13 protein-coding genes are annotated in these 21,435 nt (G+C 67.3%); 6 read left to right on the top strand and 7 right to left on the bottom strand.

Annotated features, from left to right (window positions below; translation table 11 throughout):
• Positions 1–5 precede the first annotated feature (5 nt).
• Positions 6–296: a hypothetical protein gene (locus tag CP958_RS04555; protein WP_096700806.1), complete on the top strand. Its 291-nt coding sequence runs from the start codon at positions 6–8 to the stop codon at positions 294–296.
• Between the two features lie 266 nt (positions 297–562).
• Complete coding sequence (locus CP958_RS04545) at positions 563–1,204, top strand: tyrosine-type recombinase/integrase (protein WP_096700805.1); 642 nt, start codon at positions 563–565, stop codon at positions 1,202–1,204.
• Positions 1,205–1,279: 75 nt separating this feature from the next.
• On the opposite strand, the gene CP958_RS04540 is transcribed toward CP958_RS04545, so the two are convergent.
• Genes CP958_RS04540 through CP958_RS04515 form a run of 6 tightly spaced genes read right to left on the bottom strand, consistent with a single transcriptional unit; the run spans position 1,280 to position 12,171 of the window.
• Positions 1,280–2,725: a nickel-dependent hydrogenase large subunit gene (locus tag CP958_RS04540; RefSeq protein WP_096700804.1), complete on the bottom strand. Its 1,446-nt coding sequence runs from the start codon at positions 2,723–2,725 to the stop codon at positions 1,280–1,282.
• A complete protein-coding gene (locus CP958_RS04535) occupies positions 2,722–3,747 on the bottom strand; it encodes a HupU protein (RefSeq protein ID WP_096700803.1) in 1,026 nt (341 codons plus the stop codon). Before CP958_RS04535 ends, CP958_RS04540 begins: the two co-directional genes overlap by 4 nt.
• A gap of 32 nt (positions 3,748–3,779) precedes the next feature.
• Positions 3,780–4,436 (bottom strand): TRIC cation channel family protein, encoded by a 657-nt coding sequence (locus CP958_RS04530; protein WP_096700802.1) that lies wholly within the window; start codon positions 4,434–4,436, stop codon positions 3,780–3,782.
• Positions 4,437–4,445: 9 nt separating this feature from the next.
• On the bottom strand, positions 4,446–5,366 hold the full coding sequence (locus CP958_RS04525; RefSeq protein WP_242442745.1) for a GGDEF domain-containing protein: 921 nt from the start codon (positions 5,364–5,366) through the stop codon (positions 4,446–4,448).
• 17 nt (positions 5,367–5,383) lie between these two features.
• Positions 5,384–6,262, bottom strand: a complete 879-nt coding sequence (locus tag CP958_RS04520) for a response regulator (protein ID WP_242442744.1) — start codon at positions 6,260–6,262, stop codon at positions 5,384–5,386.
• Positions 6,263–6,291: 29 nt separating this feature from the next.
• Positions 6,292–12,171 carry an AAA family ATPase gene (locus tag CP958_RS04515; RefSeq protein ID WP_170958832.1) on the bottom strand — a complete coding sequence of 1,960 codons (5,880 nt, stop codon included), beginning with the start codon at positions 12,169–12,171 and terminating at the stop codon, positions 6,292–6,294.
• A 437-nt stretch (positions 12,172–12,608) separates the two neighbouring features.
• On the opposite strand from CP958_RS04515, the gene CP958_RS04510 reads away from it, so the two are divergent.
• The 4 genes from CP958_RS04510 to CP958_RS04495 all read left to right on the top strand — a co-directional run bounded on the left by CP958_RS04510 (position 12,609) and on the right by CP958_RS04495 (position 21,012).
• Positions 12,609–12,839: a hypothetical protein gene (locus CP958_RS04510; protein ID WP_096700799.1), complete on the top strand. Its 231-nt coding sequence runs from the start codon at positions 12,609–12,611 to the stop codon at positions 12,837–12,839.
• A gap of 36 nt (positions 12,840–12,875) precedes the next feature.
• The gene (locus tag CP958_RS04505) at positions 12,876–19,100 is read left to right on the top strand and encodes a type I polyketide synthase (protein ID WP_096700798.1); all 6,225 of its coding nucleotides are present in this window, start codon (positions 12,876–12,878) and stop codon (positions 19,098–19,100) included.
• A gap of 14 nt (positions 19,101–19,114) precedes the next feature.
• A complete protein-coding gene (locus tag CP958_RS04500) occupies positions 19,115–20,227 on the top strand; it encodes a patatin-like phospholipase family protein (RefSeq protein WP_096700797.1) in 1,113 nt (370 codons plus the stop codon).
• 296 nt (positions 20,228–20,523) lie between these two features.
• Complete coding sequence (locus tag CP958_RS04495; RefSeq protein ID WP_242442743.1) at positions 20,524–21,012, top strand: chemotaxis protein CheX; 489 nt, start codon at positions 20,524–20,526, stop codon at positions 21,010–21,012.
• A gap of 16 nt (positions 21,013–21,028) precedes the next feature.
• Here the strand turns inward: CP958_RS04495 and CP958_RS04490 are convergent, their stop codons facing one another.
• Positions 21,029–21,412 (bottom strand): hemerythrin domain-containing protein, encoded by a 384-nt coding sequence (locus CP958_RS04490; protein WP_096700795.1) that lies wholly within the window; start codon positions 21,410–21,412, stop codon positions 21,029–21,031.
• Between the last annotated feature and the right edge of the window lie 23 nt (positions 21,413–21,435).

Raw genomic sequence — 21,435 nt, 5'->3', positions numbered from 1 at the left:
CCGCCATGACGCTGAAATCCCTGACCCTGGCCATCCTGCTGCTGGCCACCCCCGCCCTGGCCCAACCCATGGCCATCGACCGGAATTACGAGGCCGAGAAAGCCGCCGAAATCTCCACCGCCAAACTGCAACTGGCCACCCAGCCCGGCTCCACCGCCGTCCAGGAACTCAACGAAGCCGAAAGCACCCTCCGCCGACTGAAAGACACCAAAGCCGCCGACCAGCGCCGCAAAATCGCGGCCGAACTGGAAATGGCCATCACACGCCTCAAGATCGCCGCGGGGGCGGGGCGATAGGCGCAGGATGCAAGCCACCGCATGAGGCGGCATACTCGACTCCTCGGACATGCTATCCGGGAACGTGGCTTGCTTCGGGTCTTTGGCGATGCCGCGACGACAGGGCCTTTAGCCTGTCTTCATCCTGCAGACAGGCGCTGTAGGATTTTGTGGTGTAGAGCCCCATGACGGGGTTATGCCCCAAGACCCTATCCTTGGCCATCATGGTGGTGACCGGCGCTTCAGAATACGTGGAGAACAGTTAATCGTGGCCCACGCACAGCCCGTTGCGCTTTATCCTGACGCCAGGACAGGCGAGCGACTACACCCAAGCCGAGGCCCTCATCGCCGATATCCTGGCAGAGCACGTTCTTGGCGACAAGGACTACGATTCCGGGGCATTCCGCGACGCCATCCGCAACCAGGACGCAGTTCCGGTCATCCCTCCGAGAAGAACGTTACCCCAGGTCCCGTGTGATTTCGCTCTCTATTGCGAGCGCAATCTCATCGAGCGCTTCTTCCTCAAGATCAAACACTTCAAGACGGGGAACCGGGTCTGTATCCCCCTCGATCTCCGTCTCCAGGCCGTCAACTGGTCGGTGGGGGAGGTGGTGCAGCGTTGTCGCGACGTGGTGCTGTCCCGCCATCTGGTGCATCACTCCGCCTTTGCCGGGCGGGCCAAGCCGGGTGACAAGCTGCGGCTGCATACCATCACCGCCGCCTTCGCCGAGGCCCGAGACAAGGCCGGCCTGACTTGGCCGGCAGGCAAGACCCCTCCCACCTTTCATGAAATCCGCTCGCTGGCCGCCCGGCTTTATGCCGAGCAGGGCATCGATGCGCAGGCGCTGTTGGGGCACAAATCCCCCGACATGACGGCGCTCTACCGCGATGTTCGCGGGTCCGAATGGATCGAAATTCGTCTGGGCTGACGCCCGCTTATTGGACGAGTTTTGGATAAGTTTTGGACGTTTACAATTTTATCATTAAATATCAATGTGTTGCCGTTAATGCACCGTGCAGACCATGCAGGGGTCGAAGGAGCGGACCACGTGCTGGACGGCTACCGGGGTGGTTTCGCCGGGCAGGACCGGGGTGCCGGCCAGGGCCGTTTCCAGGGCGCCGGGATTGCCTTGGGCGTCGCGGGGGGAGAAGTTCCAACTGGTGGGAGCGACGATCTGGTAATTGGCGATGCGGCCGCTTTGCAGGCTCAGCCAGTGGCCCAAAGTGCCGCGCGCCGCTTCGACCAGCCCGGCCGAGGTGCCGTCGGCCGGAGCGGTGGGCGGAGCGCAGAACGGCTCGCCGGGGCGGATGGCGCGAATCCAGCCCTCCATGGCGGGGATCAGCCGGGCCAGTTCCAACAGTCTTGCCACCACCCGGTCGTGCACCGAGCCGCCGGGGCGGGCGGCGGCCAGGGCGCGGGCCAAGGGATGGCCGTCCACCACCTGACGGGCCAGGGCGCCCACCTCGGCCACCCGGCCGTCCAGGCGCGGCGCCTTGCACCAGGTATAGGCCTCGGGCTTGTCGGGGGAGGGGATGGTCTGGCCGACGAAGGGAGCTAAGATGGCGCCCTCCATCCAGCTATGGGCGTGATCCTCGGTGACTTGGGCGGGGTCGAAGCCCGACAGGGCGCCTTGGCTCCAGACGCCCGGCGCGAACAGGCCGAAGCTGCCCGACGAGATGAAGCGGCCGGGGCCGATGCCCAGCCCGGTGAAGCCCAGATCAGCGGCAATGTGCAGGAACAGGCGGAAATCGCCTTGCTCGGGCGATGCCGCCGCGGCCCAGGACTCGAGGGCGGCGATGCCGTCCAGGGCCGCGATGGTCTCCAGGCGGTCGGCGAAAAGGTGGGTTTCCAGCATCTCGCGGAATTCGGTGACGATGGACAGCAGGCGGATCTTCTCGCCCGGATCGATGGCCTTGGTGACGCCGCCGGGCTGCAGGGCCAGCGAGTGAGGCCACTTGCCGGCCAGCAGGCCCATCAGATGCAGGAAACGGGCGCGGGCCGGCAGCAGGACGCGGGCGCATTCGCCGTCTCCCGCCGCGAAGCGCCGCCGTGCCGCCGCGAACCACGGGCGGTCGGCGTAGCAGGCCCGCGCCAGATCGGGGGCGAAGAACAGCATGAAATGGGTCAGGTGATCGGCGGCATTCTCGCCGGCCAGGATCAGATTGGCCGCCAGGGTGCCGTTGGCCGGAACCTCGGGCCGCTCCAGTCCAGCCAGGGCGCGGGCGGCGGCCACCGATTGCGACACCGAGCAGATGCCGCAGATGCGCGGCGCGATCACCAGGGAATCGGCGGCGGGCCGGCCCTGCAGGATTTGCTCGAAACCGCGATAGAGCGGGGCGTTGACGCGGGCCTCGGCCACGACGCCGTCGGCGATGTCGAGGGTGACCTCCAGGTCGCCCTCGACCCGGTTGAAGGGGCCGACGATCAGGCGGGTGGGGCTTTCGGTCATGGCGATTTTTGCGGACGGCGGGCGGGTGGGACGATGACGTGGTCGGCGTGGGCGTTGGTGCGCACCCGCTGGGGCGTCGCCGACTTGGACAGCGCCGCCAGGGCCACGAACCACGCCTTGGGCATGTCCACCGGCAGACCCACCGGAATACCGGCCACCTTGGCGGTTTCCTGGAAGGGGCCGGACGGCGTCTCGAAGGCGGGCGAGGTGCAGTTGATGCAGGCATAGCCGCCGTCGGTACAAGAGCCATAGCCGTTCCAGCGGCGGATATTGCAGTCGCCCGGCGCCTGGGTGGCGCGGCAGCCCAGATTCTCCATCAGGCAGCCGCGATCCGAGGGGCGCGCGGCGCTGGCCTTGAACTCGTAGAACTCGTTGCGGCCGCAGCCATGATGGGCCAGATGGTCGGCATAGGCGCGCGGCCGCCCCAGGGCGTCCAGTTGGTCGGTCGCGAGGTCGCCCAGGGCCAGGGCCGCCAGGGTCTCGACGATCCATCCCGGATGGGGGGCGCAGCCGGCGATGTTGACCACCGGCAGGCCCGAGGCCGAACGGAAGCCCTTGCCCAGCGCCCCGCCCACATCCCAGCCGGAATAATGCAGGCCGCGCGCGTCGGTCGGGTTGTGGCCCGCCGCCGGCACGCCGCCGAACGCCGCGCAACTGCCCACCGCCACCACATGGCCGGCCTTGGCGGCCAGCCGGGCGATCCAGTCCTTCACCGGCTTGCCGCTGCCCGACAGCATTTGGAACCGCCCCGAACCGTTGGGCCCCAACAGCACCGATCCCTCGACGCACAGGCAGTCCAGGCGCAGCCTTCCCGTGGCGCAATCCTCGAGAATCGCCAGGGCCTCGGCGCCGCTTTCCTCGGACAGCGAGGGATGCCACAGCAGGCGGATGCCGAACCGCTCGAGGGCGCGCAGCAATCCGGTGTCGTCGGCGGCCAGGGCCGACATGGTGCAGCCGCCGCAACTGGCGGCCTGCAGCCACAGAACGTTGAAAGTGTCGGAAGGGGAGGGCGATGCGACCATGGGGCCACATTAGTTGCTAGGGGGAGGCAGGTTCAAGCCTCTCCCGGCGGATGGTCGCCGCCGATCAGGGCGCGCGCCGCCGGGGTGCGCCAGCCGAAGCGCACCGAGGCCACCCGGACCAGCACGGTCACCGCGATGCCGGCCAGGGCGGCCGGCTGGGCCGCGATGCCCAATCCCAGGGCGAGGATGGCGAAGGTCGCTCCCCCGGCCAGGGCGGCGGCGGCATAGAACTCTCCCGGGCGGAAGATCAGCGGCTCCTCGCGGCTCATCAGATCGCGCATCACGCCGCCACCCACCGCGTTGACGACGCCGATCAGCAGGGCGGGCACCCAGCCCAGCCCGGCATTCAGGGATTTCTGCGTCCCGAAGACGGTATAGAGCCCCAGCCCCAGGGCATCCACCAGCAGGAAGACCAGGGCCAGACGGTTGAGGCTTTGGCCGAACAGCAGGCCGATCACCGTGGCCACCACCACCACCAGCAGGTAATGGGAGCCCAGGACCGCCGGAACCTGTTGCAGGAATACCCCGTCGCGCAACAGGCCGCCGCCGATGCCGGTGACCAGGGCCAGGAAGAACACGCCGACGAAGTCGTAGCCCTTGCGCATGGCGGTCATGGCTCCGGTGACCGCGAACAGGAAGGTGGCGGCGAGGTCGAAGGCCAGCGGCAGGGTGAATTGGCCGATCAGCATGATTATGACTCAGGACTCGATGCGGTTGCGGCCGTTGACCTTGGCCCGGTAGAGCGCCGTGTCGGCGCGGGCCACCGTATCCTTGAAGGACTCGCCGTCCCGGTATTGGGCGACGCCGAACGACGAGGAACTGGTACCGATGGTCGGGAACGGCGCCTCCTCGATGGAGGCCCGCAGTTTCTCCGCCAGGGCCAGGGCGCCGTCCAGGTCGGTGTCGGGGCAGATGACCAGGAATTCCTCGCCGCCCCAGCGTCCGACGATATCCACCGCCCTTACCCCCTGGCGCAGCAATCCGGCGATGGCCCGCAGCACCTCGTCCCCCACCTGATGGCCGTGGACGTCGTTGACCGACTTGAAATGATCCACGTCGGCGATGATCAGCGAGACCGGCTTGGCGTAGCGTTGGGCGCGGTCCAGTTCGTGGGCGAAGGCTTCGTCCAGGCGGCGGCGGTTGAACAGTCCGGTCAGGGAATCGGTGATGGAGGCCTTTTCCAGCTCGACGCTTTTCAGCGCCAGCAGGACATAGGCCTCGGACAGCTCGTTCTGGGCATCCTTGAGGGCGCCGATGTCCACGGCGATGGAATGCTTTACCCGGCGGCCGTCGAACCAGTCGATCAGGGTCTCGTTCAACTGGTACCAGCACTCGTCGCGGTCGTTGAAATGCTCGAAAACCAGGGCGGCCGGACTGTCGGGGGGCGCCTCGGACAGGGCGGCGATCTTGCAGAAGTGACAGGGCCTGGGCTGGTCGTAGATGGCCCGATGGCAGGTCTGACCGATCTGAGCCCCGGTCTTGCGGCGCATGGCTTGATTGACGCTGATCAGTTCCAGGCTTTGCGTGTCGACCACGTAGATGGGGAACGGGATAACGTCGATTGTGCCGTTGCTGCCGGTCGTCCGAGCTGTCTGCGTACGCCTGGATGCAGCCGCCATCCGCTTCCCCTGACCGGTCAGGTCTTGAACACCCGCGCGATCATGTCGCGCAATTTCTCGGGCTTGATGGGCTTCAGGACGTAACCCTTGGCTCCGGCCTTCACCGCCTTCATGACCATACCCTGCTGGCCGTGAGAGGTCACCATGATGATGTTGGCGTCGGGAAATTCCTTGAGGATGCCGCCGGTGGCTTCGATGCCGTCCATGTCCGGCATGGTGATGTCCATGGTGACCAGGTCGGGCTTGATCTGGCGATAGGAGTCCAGGGCCTGTGCCCCGCTTCCCGCCGTCTGGACCACCAGGTGGCCAAGTTCGGTCAGCATTCCGGTCAAAGTCCGGACGGTCAGCAGGGAATCGTCGACAATCAGGACCTTCAATGGGTGCATGTTCCCCCCTTGAGCTTCTTCATTACCGAGAATGTTCAATTTTTGGTCGAATAAATCTGACGGTCCGATGAAATTGATGTCGAGAGTACCATGGCTGGTTGCCATTTCGATCGAGGTGAAAATCGCTTTTTTTGGACGAAGGATGTTCTTTTCTTCATCGATGACGACGGGCGGCGACAGCCGCATGTCATTGCCTTCCTCGGCCAGATCGGCGGTGGCGTGGCCGAGGATGAAGTTCATGGTTTCGGCCGCCGTCTCGCGCAGGAACAGCTCGCGTTCCTCGGGCAGCACGTTCAGCGTGGCGGTGACCACTTCGCGGATATGCTCGAGCAGCGGGCGCTGGAAGCTGAAGACGATAAGCAGCTTGATCGGCCCGTCGGTGCAAACCACCGCGGTCACATCGCGCAATTGTAACGCATCCATGTTGCCGGTGCGCGGCTTTGCCCGCGAGACCTTCAGGCCGATCTCCTCTTGGAGGTAGTCCCGGGTACGGGTCAGCACCGCCGCCATGGTCGGCGGAAACTTCAGTCTGTTGAAGGTCATTGGGCACGCCCCTCCACCTGCGGCGGGAAGGGGATGTGGAACAGGAAATGGGTGCCGTGGCCGGGGCGGGAATCGATTTGGACGCTGCCGCCCAGTTCCTCGACGCTGGCCTTCACGGCGGTCATGCCGACGCCGCGCCCGGAAAGCTCGGTGGCCTCGGTGCGGATGCTGATGCCGTCGGCGAAGACCAGATCGGCCAGCCCCCACCCGCTGACGTCGTCGGCGGTCAGCTCGGCGGCGCGGCGGCGCAGGGTCTCGATATCGATGCCGGCGCCGTCGTCGGCGATGTCGATGGCCAGGACGCCGTCGACCCGGCGGATGGCGCAGGTAATGGTGCCGACCTCGCTCTTGCCGGTGGACAGCCGGGAATCGGGGTCTTCGATGCCGTGGTCGACCGCGTTGCGGAAGACGTGGCCGAGCGAACGTAGGAACGGCCCGAACACCTCGGGATCGATGCGCACGTCCTCGCCTTCCACCACCAGCGGCGCCACCTCCTTTTCCAGGCGGGCGGAAATCTGGTGGATCATCTTGTCGAAGTCGGCGATGGCCTGACGCAGCGAGACGGTGCGGATGGCGGCGATTTCCTCGAGGACGTCGGGGACCTCGTTCTCGTCGAGCAGGCCGCGGGCGAAGCGCTCGAACCGCTTGGCCTGCTCCGGCGTGACGGTGACCACGCCGCGCCGTGCCATGAAATCGTCGCCCAGGGCGTCACGCACGGTTTCCAGGTCGGCGTTGAGGATGGCCTGCCAATCGCGGGAGAACACCATGGCGGCGGCATCGGAGGCATCGGCCCGGCGGCCCAGGCGCTGCAGCGCCGATTCCACGTCGTGCAGCGCGGTGGGCAAGTGGTGGAAGCCCAACTGGTTGAAGGTGCCCTTGAAGGTATGGATGGTGCGGTACAGCACCGTCCGGTCACGCCCCCGCCACATGCCGGCTCCGTCCTGGACAAAGGCGGTGAACTCGGCGACGGCGTCGAAGAAGTCGTTACCGTAGGTGACGGCCGAGACGATCATCTCGAGCCGGGTACGCTCGCGCGCCACCTGGGCGGCCAGGGCCTTCTCGCCGGTGATGTCGGTGAGCACCACCATGATCGCCCGGTCCAGGGGCTTGAATTCTGTCTTCAGCACCCGGTCGCCGATGGAGATTTCCTCGGGCAGCAGCGACAGGTAAAGCTCGGCGCGGGAGGCATCCTCCTCCGCCAGGGCTTCCTCGATGCAGGCCCTGAGCGTGTCGCGGGCGTGCTCGTCGCCCGAGAACAGCAATTCGTCGATGGGCAGGCCGGCCGGTGATCCGCCGAAGAAGGCCAGGCAGGGGTGGCTGAATTCCGGCTCGACCACCAGATCGCCGCGGAACGACAGGAAGCCCTGGCCGGAATTGTCCAGCAAGGCCGAGACCTGATCGCTCTTGGTCTTGACCGTGGCCAGCGATTCCGCCAGTTCGCGGGTACGGTCGCGGACGCGCTCCTCCATCTCGGTGTAGAGCAGGGCGTTTTCCAGCGAGATGGAGGCCTGGGTCGCCAGCAGGTCCAGCACGGCGACGCGGTTGCGGGTGAATGCCCCGGCCGCCAGGCGGTTCTCCAGATACAGCACCGCCGACAGCGCCCCGTGGGTGACCACCGGCAGGCACATCACCGACTTGACGCCGCTGCGCCGGGCGTAACCCTCGGTCATGAAGGTATTGGGACCGATGGCGTTGTCGATCACCACCCGCTCGCGGGTGCGGGTCACGTACTGGAATACCGTCAGCGGCAGGTCGTCCGAGGTGGGCGGCGTGGCGCAGGTGGAGACGGCGATCAGGTCACCCTCCACCACCGCCTCGGCCTCGACGCGGAAACTCTCCCCGTGGCGCAGGATCAGCAGGCCACGGTCGGCGCCGGCGTGCTCGACCACGATGCGCAGCAGGGATTCCACCAGCTTGCCCAGCACGATCTCGCCGGAGACCGCCTGTTGGGCCTTGATGACCGTCATCAGGTCCAGGCCGTCGGCGCTGCCGCTGAAACTGGAGACGGCGCCGTTGGAGGCGGCGGTCTCCATCAGCCGGGGGAAGCTCTGGTCCAGTTGCCGGACCTTGGCCTGGGCCCCCCAACGGGCATAGCAGTAGCGGGCGTTGCGCAAATAGTTCTCGGCGATGCTGGGCAGTCCTTGCGCCAGGCAGAACCGGCCGGCCCGCTCGTTGGCGATGGCCTCGCAATGCAGTTGCCCATGGTCGCGGGCGACCAGGATGGCATCCTCGTAGAGCCGCATGGCCTCGTTGCCGCGCCCCGAGATGGCGGCCATCTCCGCCTCGATGAGGGCGGCGCGCGCCGCGAAGGTCTCGGGGCAATGCTGCGCCCACAGCGTCAGCTTGCGGCGATGCTCGGCCAGCCAGGGAGCCATCTCGGCCTGCCGCCCGGCCTCGGCGCTGGGGTAGAGCGCGGTGATGGTCAGGGCGCCGTAGAAGTGGTGCGACGACTCGATCGCCGAGGACGAGATCTTCGGCACCAGGGCGGCGGTCTCGCGGGCGGCGCCCAGCGCTTCCTCGTACTGGCCCATCAGGTAGGGGGTGACCTGTCGGACCACGTGGTAAAAGGCGATGCCGTAGCCATGCGCGGTTCCCACCAGCGCCTGATAGGAGTTCTCGGCGCTGTCCGCCCCGGCCAGTCCGGGGGTGACGTCGAGCTCCACCCCCTGCAGGCCGGCGATGAACAGCTCCTGCAGGCGCAGCATCAGCACCGCGAAGGGGATGCGGGCGTTGCGGGCGAATGGCGTGTACTTGCGCATGTGGGCCAGCACCACGTCCAGGGGCTCGCCCTTCTCGAACAGCATCCAGCCCGAGGCATAGGCCACATAGGCGGCATAGATCAGGTTGCCGGTATCCAGGCAGGTGCGGAAGGTTTCCTCCAGCACCGGCATGATGGTGGCGATGGGCTTGCTCCACGGCGTGACGAAATAGCCGTGGCGGAACAGCAAGGTGCCGCGCAGCGGCGCGCTGTCGAAGCGCTCTCCCAGTTTCAGCGCCAGTTCCGAGAATTCCAGCCCGGTGCGGAAATCCTCGAACCGCCCGACCAGGGACACGGAATAGCCGGAGAACGCCGCGCTGGAATCCTCGGTCATGCCGTGGCGCAGCGACAGGTTGATGGCCGTGAGCCCCAGGAACGGATAGAGCATGGGGCGGACGTGGTACACCGCCGGAATGGCGTCGGCGATGACGCCGATCAGTGCCCGGACGGCGGGAACATGGCATTCGGCATGGTGGATCAGATCGGCGATCCGCCGCCCTTCGAGGAAATCGGCCAGTTCGCTCCGCGCCGCCTCCACCGCCTTGGCGGTGTCGTCCTCGGTCTCGGGGCAGGCGAGGCCGAAGCGGTCCAGGGCCTTGACGGCGATGGCCACGGCGTCGCCATAGCGACCCGACACCATGAACATGCGGAAGCGCAGGCGCCAGACCTGGGCGCTCTGGTCGTCGGTGGCGGCCTTGCCCAGCAGCAGCTCGAACAGCTGGTCCGCCTGGGTGTGGTTGCCCACCAGGTACTCGCATTCGGACAGGTCGAGGAACAGGGCAAAGGTCTCGCCGTGGGCGGAATCCCAGCAATCGGCGGCCAGCAGGTTGCGGGCCAGGGTGAAGTAGACCCGCGCCGAGGCATTGGCCGAGGACGACTTGGCCTTGCGCCCCGCCTGGACGTTCAGCCGCGCCAGGGCGTCCCGCTCCGCCTGGGCGGTGATCATCTGGCGCCCCAGGTTCAGGTGGTGGACCACGTCGAACAGCCGGTCGTCGATCTCGGACTCGGGCAGCCGCTCCAGCATCCGCCGCCCGATCTGCAGGTGGGTGGCGACCATCTCGGTGATGGGGATGGAGAGGTAGGCGGCTTCCTGGATGCGGTCGTGGGCGAAGGCCAGACGATCGCCGTTGCGGATCAGGAAGCCGGCCTGCACCGCCAGTTCCATGCTGGCCAGGCATTCGTCCTCGGTCCTGTCGTAGACCATGGCCAGGGTGCCCAGCGTGGTGCCGTTGCCCAGGCAGGCGATGCGGCGCAGTTCCGCCTGGTCCGCTTCCGGCAGGCGGCGCAGCTTGGCGGCCATCAGGATGACCACGTTGTCGGAAAAGCCCATGGCGCCGATGCGCGAGATGTCCCAGATCCACTCCGCCCGGCTCTGGTCGAACCACAGCAGCTTCTCTTCCACCAGGGTGGTCAGGAACTGGATGGCGAAGAACGGATTGCCCGCCGTCTTCTGGTGGATCAGCCGCGCCAGGGGCGACACGCTTTCCGCCGTGGCGTGCAGGGTGTCGGCCACCATGTGGGTGAGGTCGGCCTCGCCCAGCGGCTTGAGCACGATATTGTCCACCCGCCGCCCGCCCTTGCGGATGGCGTCGACGGACAGCATCAGCGGATGGGCGGAATCCACCTCGTTGTCGCGGTAGCTGCCGATCAGCAGCAGATGCCTCACCTCCGGGTGGGTCATCAGGTGTTCCAGCAGCTTCATGGAACCGCCGTCCATCCACTGCAGATCGTCCAGGAACAGCACCAGCGGCTGCTCGGGCCGCGCCAGGACCGAGACGAAGCGGCGGAATACCGTCAGAAAGCGGACCTGCGCCTCGCCGGGCGGCAGTTCGGGCATGGGCGGCTGTTCGCCGACCACCAGTTCCAGCTGGGGGATCAGGTCGATGATCTGGCGGCCGTTGGGACCCATGGCGTCCAGGAACGCCTCGCGCCAGCGCCGGATGTCGGATTCCGGGGCGCCGAGAATCTGGCGGATCAGTGTGTGGAAGGCCTGGGCGAAGGTGGAATAGGGGATGTCGCGCTTGTGCTGGTCGAACTTGCCCGCCCCGAACATGCCGTCGCGCTCGACCATGGCCGGATGGATCTGGTTGACCAGGGCCGACTTGCCCACGCCGGAATAGCCCGACACCAGCACCAGCTCGGGCGTGCCGTCCTCGGCGACCCGGCCGAAGGCTGCCAGCAGGGTGGCGGATTCCGCCTCGCGGCCATAGAGCTGCTCGGGGATGGTCAGCACGCCGGAATGGTCGCTGCCGGCCAGGGGGAAGCTGGAAATCCGGCCGTCGGCATCCCATTCGGCCAGGCAGCGTTCCAGGTCGGCGGCCAGCCCGTCGGCGGTCTGGTAGCGTTCCTCCGCCGTCTTGGCCAGCAGTTTCATGATGATGGCCGAGACCTGCTCGGGCAGGCCGCTGACCCGCTCGCGCGGCGGCGAGGGCTGACGGGCGATATGGCAGTGCACCCATTCCATGGGGTCGAAGGCCGAGAACGGGCGCAGGCCGGTGAACATTTCATAGAGAACGACGCCCAGCGAATAGAGGTCGCTGCGCGAATCCACCGAGCGGTTCATGCGCCCGGTCTGCTCCGGCGCCATGTAGGCGAAGGTGCCGGAAATGCTTTCCGCCGCCTGATTGTGCCGTTGCTCGCGCCGCAACTGCGACGTCGAGCCGAAGCCGGTGAAGATGGCTTTGCCCAACGCCTCGTCGACCAGGACGTTGGTCGGCGTGATATCCTTGTGAATCAGGCCCTTGGCATGGATGCGCCCCAGGGTGCGCGCCAGCAGGGCGGACAGGCGCAGCAGCCGGGCCACGTCGGCGTGGCGCAGCGGGCCGGAGCGAGGTGAAACCAGACGGACCAGCGGCTCGCCGCCGGGATCGGAAATGGTCAGCGCCAGACGGCCGGAGGCTTCTTCCAGGGACAGGGGGATGGCTCCCCAGGTGGCGTCGATTTCGCCCCGAAGCGCGAATTCCCGGCGCAGCCTGTCGATCACCGGCTGCGCCGGGCGATCGGATGCGGCGCTTCGGACGAGGAGGGGCCGTCCGCCCGCGGCGATGCCCCGCACCAGTACCGTTTCCTCGTCCCGGCAGAGGATATCGGCGACCTTGACCTCGGATGGGACGCTCATCGTTCCCCAGACCCCCAGAACAGAACCTGACCTCAGCCCGCCGCTCCAACCCGGCATGCCACCCGCTGCGCTCAGCCTACGTTGCTTTGGAGCGAGGTTCAATCACCACCGCCACCCGTTCCGGTAGAACTGCATGCGGCGGAACAGCGCGAGGCCGGGCAAGGCTCCGGACGCCGAACACAGCATCAATGAATAGACGCTCGCCGCCGAGCTGTGCTATCTGAAACGATAGTCGTGCAGGCTGGGGTGGTAAGATGCGAGATGATAAGCCAGAAATGAGAGCCGATAGCGATAGCGAGGCGGGGGAAGGAAGTAAAAAAAGAAAAAAGCGTAGATCAGGCTATCGCAATGAGGGTGGATTCAATCGTGCCCACGCCTTTGGCCAGGGATTCGGTGGGGGCGGTCCGTTCGGAGGGGGCTTCGGCCCGGCCCAGTTCATGCAGATGCTGCCCCTGATGATGGCCATGGGCGGCGGCATGCCCGGCGCCGGCATGGCCAATATGCAACTGCAACTGATGATGTGGATGGTCGAGACCTGGCTGGACTACCTGAGCGCCATGCAGGAGGTGTTCGAGCGGGCGCTGGACCGCCTGCGCGACATGGAGTTGTGCGGTGGCTTCATGGGCGGCGGTGGCGGCGGCCAGGACGAGGACGGCAAGGAGTGGTGATCCTCGGGAAATAGGGTTTAGGGGAGGGGGGTGAGCATGGGGGGCGTCCGCAGGCCGCTGGACATCGCCATCATCGGCATGGCGTGCCGCTTCGCCGGTGCGTCGGACTGGCGCGCCTATTGGCGCAACCTGCTGGAAGGGACCGAATCGGTCACCTTCCTGTCCGACGCGCAGATGATCGAGGCCGGGGTGGACCCGGCCCGCCTGCGCCACCCCGATTACGTCAAGGCGGCCTTCCTGCTGCCCGAGGCCGACGCCTTCGACCCGTCGTTCTTCGGCTATTCCCCCCACGAGGCGCGGCTGATCGACCCGCAGCAGCGTCATCTGCTGGAAGTCTCGTGGGAGGCGTTCGAGGATGCCGGCTATCCCCCGGGCCAGGATTTCGGCCCCGTGGGCGTCTATGCCGCCACCGGCAGCGTGGTCACCAATTACATGATGAACGAGCTGGCCGACCATCCCGACGCAAGGGGGGCGACGGCCAGCCTGCTGCATATCGGCAACGACAAGGATTTCGCCGGCACCCGCGTATCGTTCAAGCTGAACCTCACCGGTCCCAGCCTCAACGTGCAGACGGCGTGCTCCACCTCGCTGGTGCTGGTGCATCTGGCCTGCAACGCCATTCAGGGCGGCGAGTGCGCCATGGCCCTGGCGGCGGCCGGTATCGTGCGGGTGCCCCAGGCGGCCGGGTATATGGGGGTGAAGGGCGCCATCTTCGCTCCCGACGGTCACATCCGCACCTTCGACGCCGAGGCCGGCGGCACGGTGTTCTCGTCGGGCGTCGCCGCCATGCTGTTCAAGCGCCTGGACCGGGCGGTGGCCGACGGCGACAATATCTACGGCGTGATCCGGGGCACGGCACTCAACAACGACGGCGGCCGCAAGGCGTCCTATGCCGGCACCAGCGTGCGCGGCCAGACCGACGTGATGAAGGCCGCCCTGGCGCAAAGCGGCTTCGATCCCACCTCCATCGGCTCGGTGGAATGCCACGGTACCGGCACCACGGTGGGCGACCCGCGCGAGTTCACGGCGCTGCAGCGGGCGTTCGAGGGTGACCGGCGTGAGGGCAAGTGCCCCATCGGCTCGACCAAGCCCAATATCGGCCATTCCGAGCAATCGGCCGGTCTGGCCTCCATGATTAAGACGGCGCTGTCCATGTGCGAAGGCGTGGTCCCGCCGACCATCAACTACCGTATCCCCAATCCACGCATGAAGATCGAGCAGTCCAAGTTCTTCGTGAACACCGGGCGCCTGCCCTGGCCGGAGAACCCCGACCATCCGCGCCGCGCCCTGGTCAACGGGCTGGGCATCGGCGGCACCAATGCCGTGGTGGTGATGGAGCAGGCACCCGCGCCCCGTCCGCGCACCGGGGCTCCCCCCCGGCCCCGCCATCTGGTAGTGCTGTCGGGCAAATCGGCCGCCGCCCTGGATGCCAACGCCGCCCGCCACCGTGCCTGGGCCGAGTCCCATCCCCAAATGGACATGGGCGATTACGCCCACACCATGGCGGTAGGCCGCACCCATTTCGACCACCGCTTCGCCTGCGTGGTGGCGTCGCCCGCCGAACTGGCCACCGCGCTGGCGGGCTTCAAGGCCGATCCCAAGGCGGCGCGCAAGCAGTCGCAGCCCCGGCGTCTGGCCTTTCTGTTCAGCGGCCAGGGCGCCCAGGTGGCGGGTATGGGCCGCAGCCTCTACGCGACCGAGCCGGCCTTCCGCGCCGAGTTGGACAAGGTGGCCGCCGCTCTTGATCCCCATCTCGACCGCCCACTGCTCGACGTGTTGTTCGCCGATGGCGAGGATATCCATCGCACCGGCTATACCCAGCCCTGCCTGTTCGCCGTCGAACTGGCCCTGGCCCGCACCCTGGAAGGCTGGGGCATCAAGGCGGAAGCGGTGTGCGGCCATTCGGTGGGCGAGTTCGCCGCCTGTGTGGTCGCCGGAGTGTACTCCCTGGAGGATGCCGCCCGTCTGGTGGCGACGCGGGGCCGCATGATGCAGGCCTTGCCGGCGGGCGGGGCCATGAGCGCCGTCTTCGCCGAGGAGGCGGTGGTGGCCGAGGTTCTGGCCGCTCTCGATGGCGGCAGGATCGGAATCGCCGCTGTCAACGGGCCGCAGGGCACGGTGATCTCGGGCGAGGCCGCCGAGGTGGACAAGGCGGTCAAGGCACTGGAGGCCAAGGGCTTTCCCTCCAAGGCGCTGACCGTGTCGCACGCCTTCCATTCGCCGCTGATGGACCCGGCTTTGCCCGAACTGGATGCGGCGGCCTGGGCGGTCACCGCCAAGGCTCCCGCCCTGGCCTGGGTGTCGACCTATACCGGCCAGCTCAAGACGGATGCCCCCGACGCGGAATACTGGTGCAGCCAGGCCCGCCAGGCGGTGCGCTTCGCCGATGCGGTGGCGGCCCTGGTCAAGTCCGGCATCAAGGATTTCGTCGAGATCGGTCCGGGCGGCGCCCTGCTGGCCCTGGGGCGCAGTGTCGCCGGGGCGGAGGGGCTGGGCTGGCTGCCGACGCTGGGCAAGGGCGACGGGCATCAGAGCCTGCTGGAGACGGTGGGCGCCCTCTATTGCGCCGGCAACGATCCCCATTGGCAGACCTTCGACGCGCCGTTCGACCTGCGGCGGATGTCGCTGCCGGTCTACGCCTTCCAGCACGAGCGGGTGTGGGCCGCCCGGGATTACGAGCCGGTGGGCGGGCGCCGCCCCGCCGTGGCGCAGGGGACCGGGCTGGCCGGGCGGCGGCTGCCCTCGCCGCTGGCCGCCCATCAGTACGAGACCGAGTTCAGTCGCGAGCGCTTCGGCTGGCTCGACGACCACCGGGTGCACGGCGCCATGGTGCTTCCCACCACCGCCGGACTGGTGGCCGCCCTGGAAGGGGCGAGGGCGCGGCTGGGCGACGGGCCGCTGGAGGTGGCGGGGTTCAGCCACGGCGACGCCCTGGTCCTGGCCGATGACGAGGCCCGGCTTGGCCATCTGGTGGTGGAGCCCAACGGCGACGGGGCGGGCTTCAGCCTGTCCAGCCGGGGCGGAGACGACGAGATCTGGCGGACCCATATGCGTGGCGAGGTTCGCCGGGCCAAGCCGGGCAAATCCAGCACCTTCGACGCCAAGGCCCTGAAGCGGCGCTGTCACCTGCCGGTCAAGGCCGACAGCTATTATGCCGGCATGCGCAGCCTGGGTCTGGCCTACGGCCCCAGCTTCCGCGCCATCGAAAGCCTGTGGCGCGGCGAGGGCGAGGCCCTGGCCCGCATCCGTCTGCCCGATCAGGTGGAGCCGCTGGGCAACGGCCTGATGCATCCGGCCCTGCTGGACGCCTGCCTGCACGTCTATCCGGCGGTGATCGAGGAATACGGCGACTTCACCCAGCCGCCGCCCGACGGCTCGTCGGCCCATCTGCCCCTGGGCCTCGAGCGCTTCAGCGGCGCCAAGTCCGAGGAGCGCGAGGTCTGGGTCCACGCCAAGCGGCGCAAGCCCAACGGCCACGGCGCCGATATCACGGTGATCGACATCGAGGCCTTCGACCCCGATGGCCGTTCGGTGGCCGCCTTCGAGGGGCTGTCGGTCAAGAAGCTGCCGGCCTCCCTGTTCAGGCCGCGCCGGGCCGACGGCGAGGACGGATGGCTGTACGCCAAGCGCTGGGACGAGCGTCCGGTACCCGCTTTGGCCGCCAAGGCCTCGGGGCCGCTGACCTGGCTGCTGCTGGGTGGCGACGGCTTCGCCAAATCCCTGAAGGAGGCCCTGGGGCGCACCGGCGCCGCCTGCCGCGTGGTATCCGCCAAGGATTGCCCCACCGATCTCGAAGGCTTCTCGCGCCTGCTGGAGGGCTTTGCCGCCGAGGCGGGGGCCGGCAAGGCCGGCATCATCCATCTGGGGGCGGTGGATGCTCCCGGTGAGGAGCTTTGGGGCGAGGAGCTTTGGGGCGACGAGGCGGCGCAACGGCGGCTCTACGATTCGGTCCTCTGCCTGTCCCGTGCCCTGGGGGTCAACCGGACCGGCTTCCTGGTGGCGCCCAAGCTGCATCTGGTCACCCGCAACGCCGTGGATGCCCTGGGGACCGAGCCGCCCGCCCATGTGCTGGGCGCCGGACTGTGGGGGCTGGGACGCTCTTTCGCCCTGGAGGCGCCGGCCCTGTGGGGCGGTCTGGTGGACCTGGAGGCCGGCGGCGTCCCCGGTTCCGAGGCCGGCCTGCTGGCCGCCCATCTGGCCGCCGCCGATGACGAGGCGCAGGTCGCCCTGCGCGGCGGCAAGCGTCTGGCCGCCCGGCTGGTGCGTGCCCCGGTGCCGCCCCGCCGCCCGGCGGTGGCCGACGGCGGCACCTATCTGGTGACCGGCGGTCTGGGGGCGCTGGGCGTGCTGACCGCCGAATGGCTGGCGACCGCCCGCAAGGCCGCCCATCTGGTGCTGGTCAGCCGCCAGGGCGACAAGGCCGCCAACGCCGCCGAGGTCTCGGCGCGGCTCGAGGCGCTGGGCGCCAAGGTGACCATCGCCAAGGCCGATACCGCCCGGGAGGCCGATGTCGCCAAGCTGTTGGGGGGGCTTGCCAAGGCCCAGCCGCCGCTCAGGGGCATCTTTCACAGCGCCGGCGTGCTGGACGATGGCCTGGTGGATCAGATGGAGTGGGGCAAGTTCCGGCGCGCCCTGGCCCCCAAGCTGGATGCCGGATGGTGGCTGCACAAGCATTCGCGCGATCTGAACCTGCACGACTTCGTGCTCTATTCCTCGGTGCTGTCGGTGATCGGCTCGGCGGGGCAGACCAACTACACCACCGGCAATGCCTGCCTGGATGCCCTGGCCGCCCATCGCCGTTCCCTGGGGCTGCCGGCCCTGTCGGTCAACTGGGGCGCCTGGGCCAGCGCCGGCATGGCCGACGGGCTGGGGGCTCAGGGCGAGGCCATCTGGCGGGCTCGCGGCATCCATTACATCGAGCCGGGTCTGGGGCGGGAAGCGTTCGAGGCCCTGTTCGACGGCGACGCCGGCCATGGCGTGGTGATCCCCGCCGACTGGCCCACCTTCCTGCGCCAGTTCCAGGTGCCGCCGCGCTTTTATGCCGAGTTGCAGGGAGCGGCGGCCGGCGGGCTGGCCGCCGACATCGAGGCGCTGAAGCAGGCCATGGCCTCGGCCGATGCCGGGATACGCCGCGCCGCCATCACCGACTTCCTGGCGCGTCAGGTGATGACCACGCTGGGCATGACCGCCAGGGTCGATCCGGACCGGCCGCTGCGCGAGCTGGGTCTCGACTCGCTGATGTCGGTAACCCTGATCAACCGGGTGGAAAGCGCCACCGGCATCCGCATCCCGGCGGTCAAGCTGATCAAGGGGCCCAGCATCGACGAACTGGTGGTCGACGTCTGGCCCGATCTGGCCGGGGTGGAGGTCGCCGCGCCGGCCATTTCCGACGTCGCCGTCGACGCGCTGGTGGAGGACGAGGCGCCCAAGCCTTCCGTCAACACCGGGGCGGGCTCGTGGCTGGTCACCGTGGCGCCGCGCGCCAATCCCCGCTACCGGGTGTTCTGCTTTCCCTTCGCCGGCGGCGGCTCGGCCGCCTTTCAGGCGTGGTCGGCCACCACCGATCCGTCCATCGAGGTCATCGCGGTGGAGCCTCCCGGACGTCTGGCCCGCATCAGCGAGACGCCGGTGCGCGACATGGACGTCTTCGTCGATCACGTCATCGACGAGATGGAGGCGACGGGCAAGCTGGACCTGCCCTTCGCCCTGTTCGGCCATTGCCTGGGCGGGCTGACGCTCTATGAGGTGGCGCGTACCCTGATCCACGAGACCGAGACCAAGCCGCGCCACCTGTTCTGCTCGGGCGCGCGGTGCCCCGACCGGGTGCGCATCGTCGGGCCGTTCGAGAAGAACCTGGCCATGCATCTGACGGCCATGCCGGGCTACAAGCCCAATCTGCCGCCCTATCGCCAGCCCGATCCCATCTTCGCCGAGATCATCCGCCAGTTCGACATGGCGGCCAGCGACCAGTTCCTCGACGACCCGGAACTGCGCCGCCTGATGCTGCCCGCCGTGCGGGCCGAATTCGAGATGACCAGCAAGTACCGTTATCAGCCTGAAAAGCCCTGGGACGTGCCCATCACCTGCTTCGTCTCCAAGGGCGATCCCTACGTTTCCCGCCGGGACATCCTGGGCTGGGGGCGCTTCACCAATTCGCGCATGCAGGTCTACATGCGCGAAGGCACCCATTACTCCATTTTCGAGGACGCTGCTTTCATCCAGCGCGTCATCGGCCGCGAGCTGATGGCGCCACCTTCCTGAGGGGGGATAACGACATGCATAAGATGGCTTTGGTGCTGGGGGGCGGCGCCCCCAATTTCACCCTGATGACCGGCGCCCTGCTGGCCTTCGACGAGGCGGGGGTCAAGTTCGACGTCATCTCCGCTACCGGCGGCGGCGGCGGCGTGGCGCTGTCCTACCTGGCGCCCAAGGGCATGAGCCGGCAGGACTCGCTGCGCAATTCGGTGAATTTCGGCGTCTCGGACGCCATCTACAAGTACATCCCCATGAACTACAAGGTGTTCATGAAAGGCAGCAAGGTGGCCGAGGCCTATCGCTGGCTGCTGTCCAAGATGCCCGGCTACAACCGGATCATGAACCAGTTCAACATGACCAAGCGGGAGAAATTCTACAGCGACCTGATCCAGATGTTCTGGGCGCTGACCACGCCGTCCACCGTGAACATCTTCAGCAAGGGCCTGTGCGCCAACGCCCCCTTCATCCAGGAGATGGTGGATTTCGAGGCGCTGAAGACGGTGGAGGAGGATGTCTACCTCAACGCCTACAACCTGACCGACCACAAGATGGCGATCTTCGGCAAGGAGGTGCTGGACTATCCCCATTTCGGCGCCACCCTGGCCTATCCCTTCATCTATCCGCCGGCCGAGGTCAACGGCAAGCTGTACCTGGAAGGCGCCGCCGAGGACGCCTTCAATTTCCAGGGACTGCTCGAGCATGACGAGGGTATCCGCACCGTGGTGGTGTTCGACGCCTTCGGCAACGAGGGCTATATCCAGGACCCGCCCAATCTGTGGCAGGCCTGGGGGCAGAACCTGATCCTGCCGCTGATCTCGCTGACCCGCCACGACCTGGCCTTCTTCGAGCACATGCTGGACGACTGGAACGAGGACCACCCGGCCCGCCAGGACGTGGAACTGATCAAGGTGCAGTTCGACATCCCCAGGGAATGGCTGCCCACCGCGCTGGACTGGTCACGGTCCAATCTGGAGCGCATGTTCGATTTGGGCTACGAGACCGGCAAGAAATTCGTCCAGGACAAGGGCGTCCACCTGGGGCGCACCCTGCCGCCCAAGACCACGCGCGGCCGGGGCGGCGCGGCCAAGAAGGCCGACGATGAGGCCATGTTCGGCGGAGCGACGGTCGGCTAGGGCCTTTCGCGGGATTTCGGCCCCCCCGCTCCCTGTCCGGGCGCGAGGGGGGTTACCGTCTCCTTATGTGAAAATTACAAAAAATTCGCGATAAAAACATTCTTTCACAGATAGGTAGCCAATTGGTTGCGCTGTCTCGTGGTGAATGTAAACTTTCGTTGTTTGCAGCTTTGCGGGTTGAGTGTATCATTACGGGCATGCACAAGATGCCCGCAACATCCGGTCATGACGATGGACACCTCTCCACTCGAAGGAGGCGGGGCGGGAAGTCCCGCACCGATCTCATGAACCGCACCATGTCCTCCATTCTCCAGCAGACCAGCGCCGTGCTGGCCGGGGAAGGGGTGGCGCGCATCGATGGTTTCGACGTTCACGAACTGGGCCTGGATACCGTCAGGCTGCATGACATCACCGCCGTGGCCGGGTTCGGGCTGCCGGTGGGGTTGCTGATCGCCTTCAGCTTCGATCAGACCCTGTTGGGCGACATCCTCGATAAGGCCACCGCCGCCCTGCCGGTGCCGGAGGAGGAGCGGGAACTTTACCTGCGCGAGACCGCCGCCGAGGTGGTCAATACCGTGCTGGGCCTGTGTACCGCCGACTTCCAATTGAAGGAAACCGCCGTCAGCCTGTCGCCGCCGGTGGTGATGGAAGGCGCGCGCAGCATCCAGCGGCGCGGCGATGCCGTGTTCGCCTCCATGGACATCCATACCGACAAGGGTGCGGTCAGCGTCAACCTGTTCGGTCCCCGCCACCTGTTCGACGACCGGCTGAACTACCGGCATTGAGGCCGGTGTCCCGTCCCTATTTACGGAACAGCGGAATATCGATCTCGCGATCGTGCCTGTCCAACTGGGCGTGGAAATCTTCCATCAGCATTCTGGCCCGTTCCGGATCGTTGTCCCGCAAGGCGTCGCGCACCGGAGTGAGCAGCCGCAGCAGGCGCTGGTGATCCTGCTTGAGGGTGGCGGCGGCTTCCGCATTGAACCGGGCCGCCAGATTCTCCTCCATGCGGAAGTGGATGCGCATCCGTTCGATCAGGACTTCCACCGCCTCAGCGGCCAAGCCGAGGCCGGGGTCGTTGCGTATTACCGCCGCCATGGACAAGATCATCTGGTGAAGCTTCTGGTGTTCCGCGTCGATGACCGGGTCGCCGCTCCTCCATTGCTCCTCGAGCCAGGTCGCCATCCCCGAATCCCCTTATGTCCCGG

The organism is Magnetospirillum sp. 15-1 (assembly GCF_900184795.1).
In the GTDB taxonomy this organism is placed as follows: domain Bacteria; phylum Pseudomonadota; class Alphaproteobacteria; order Rhodospirillales; family Magnetospirillaceae; genus Phaeospirillum.
The sequence above is the reverse complement of the archived record's forward strand: the minus strand, read 5'-3'. Positions and strand labels throughout refer to the sequence as shown.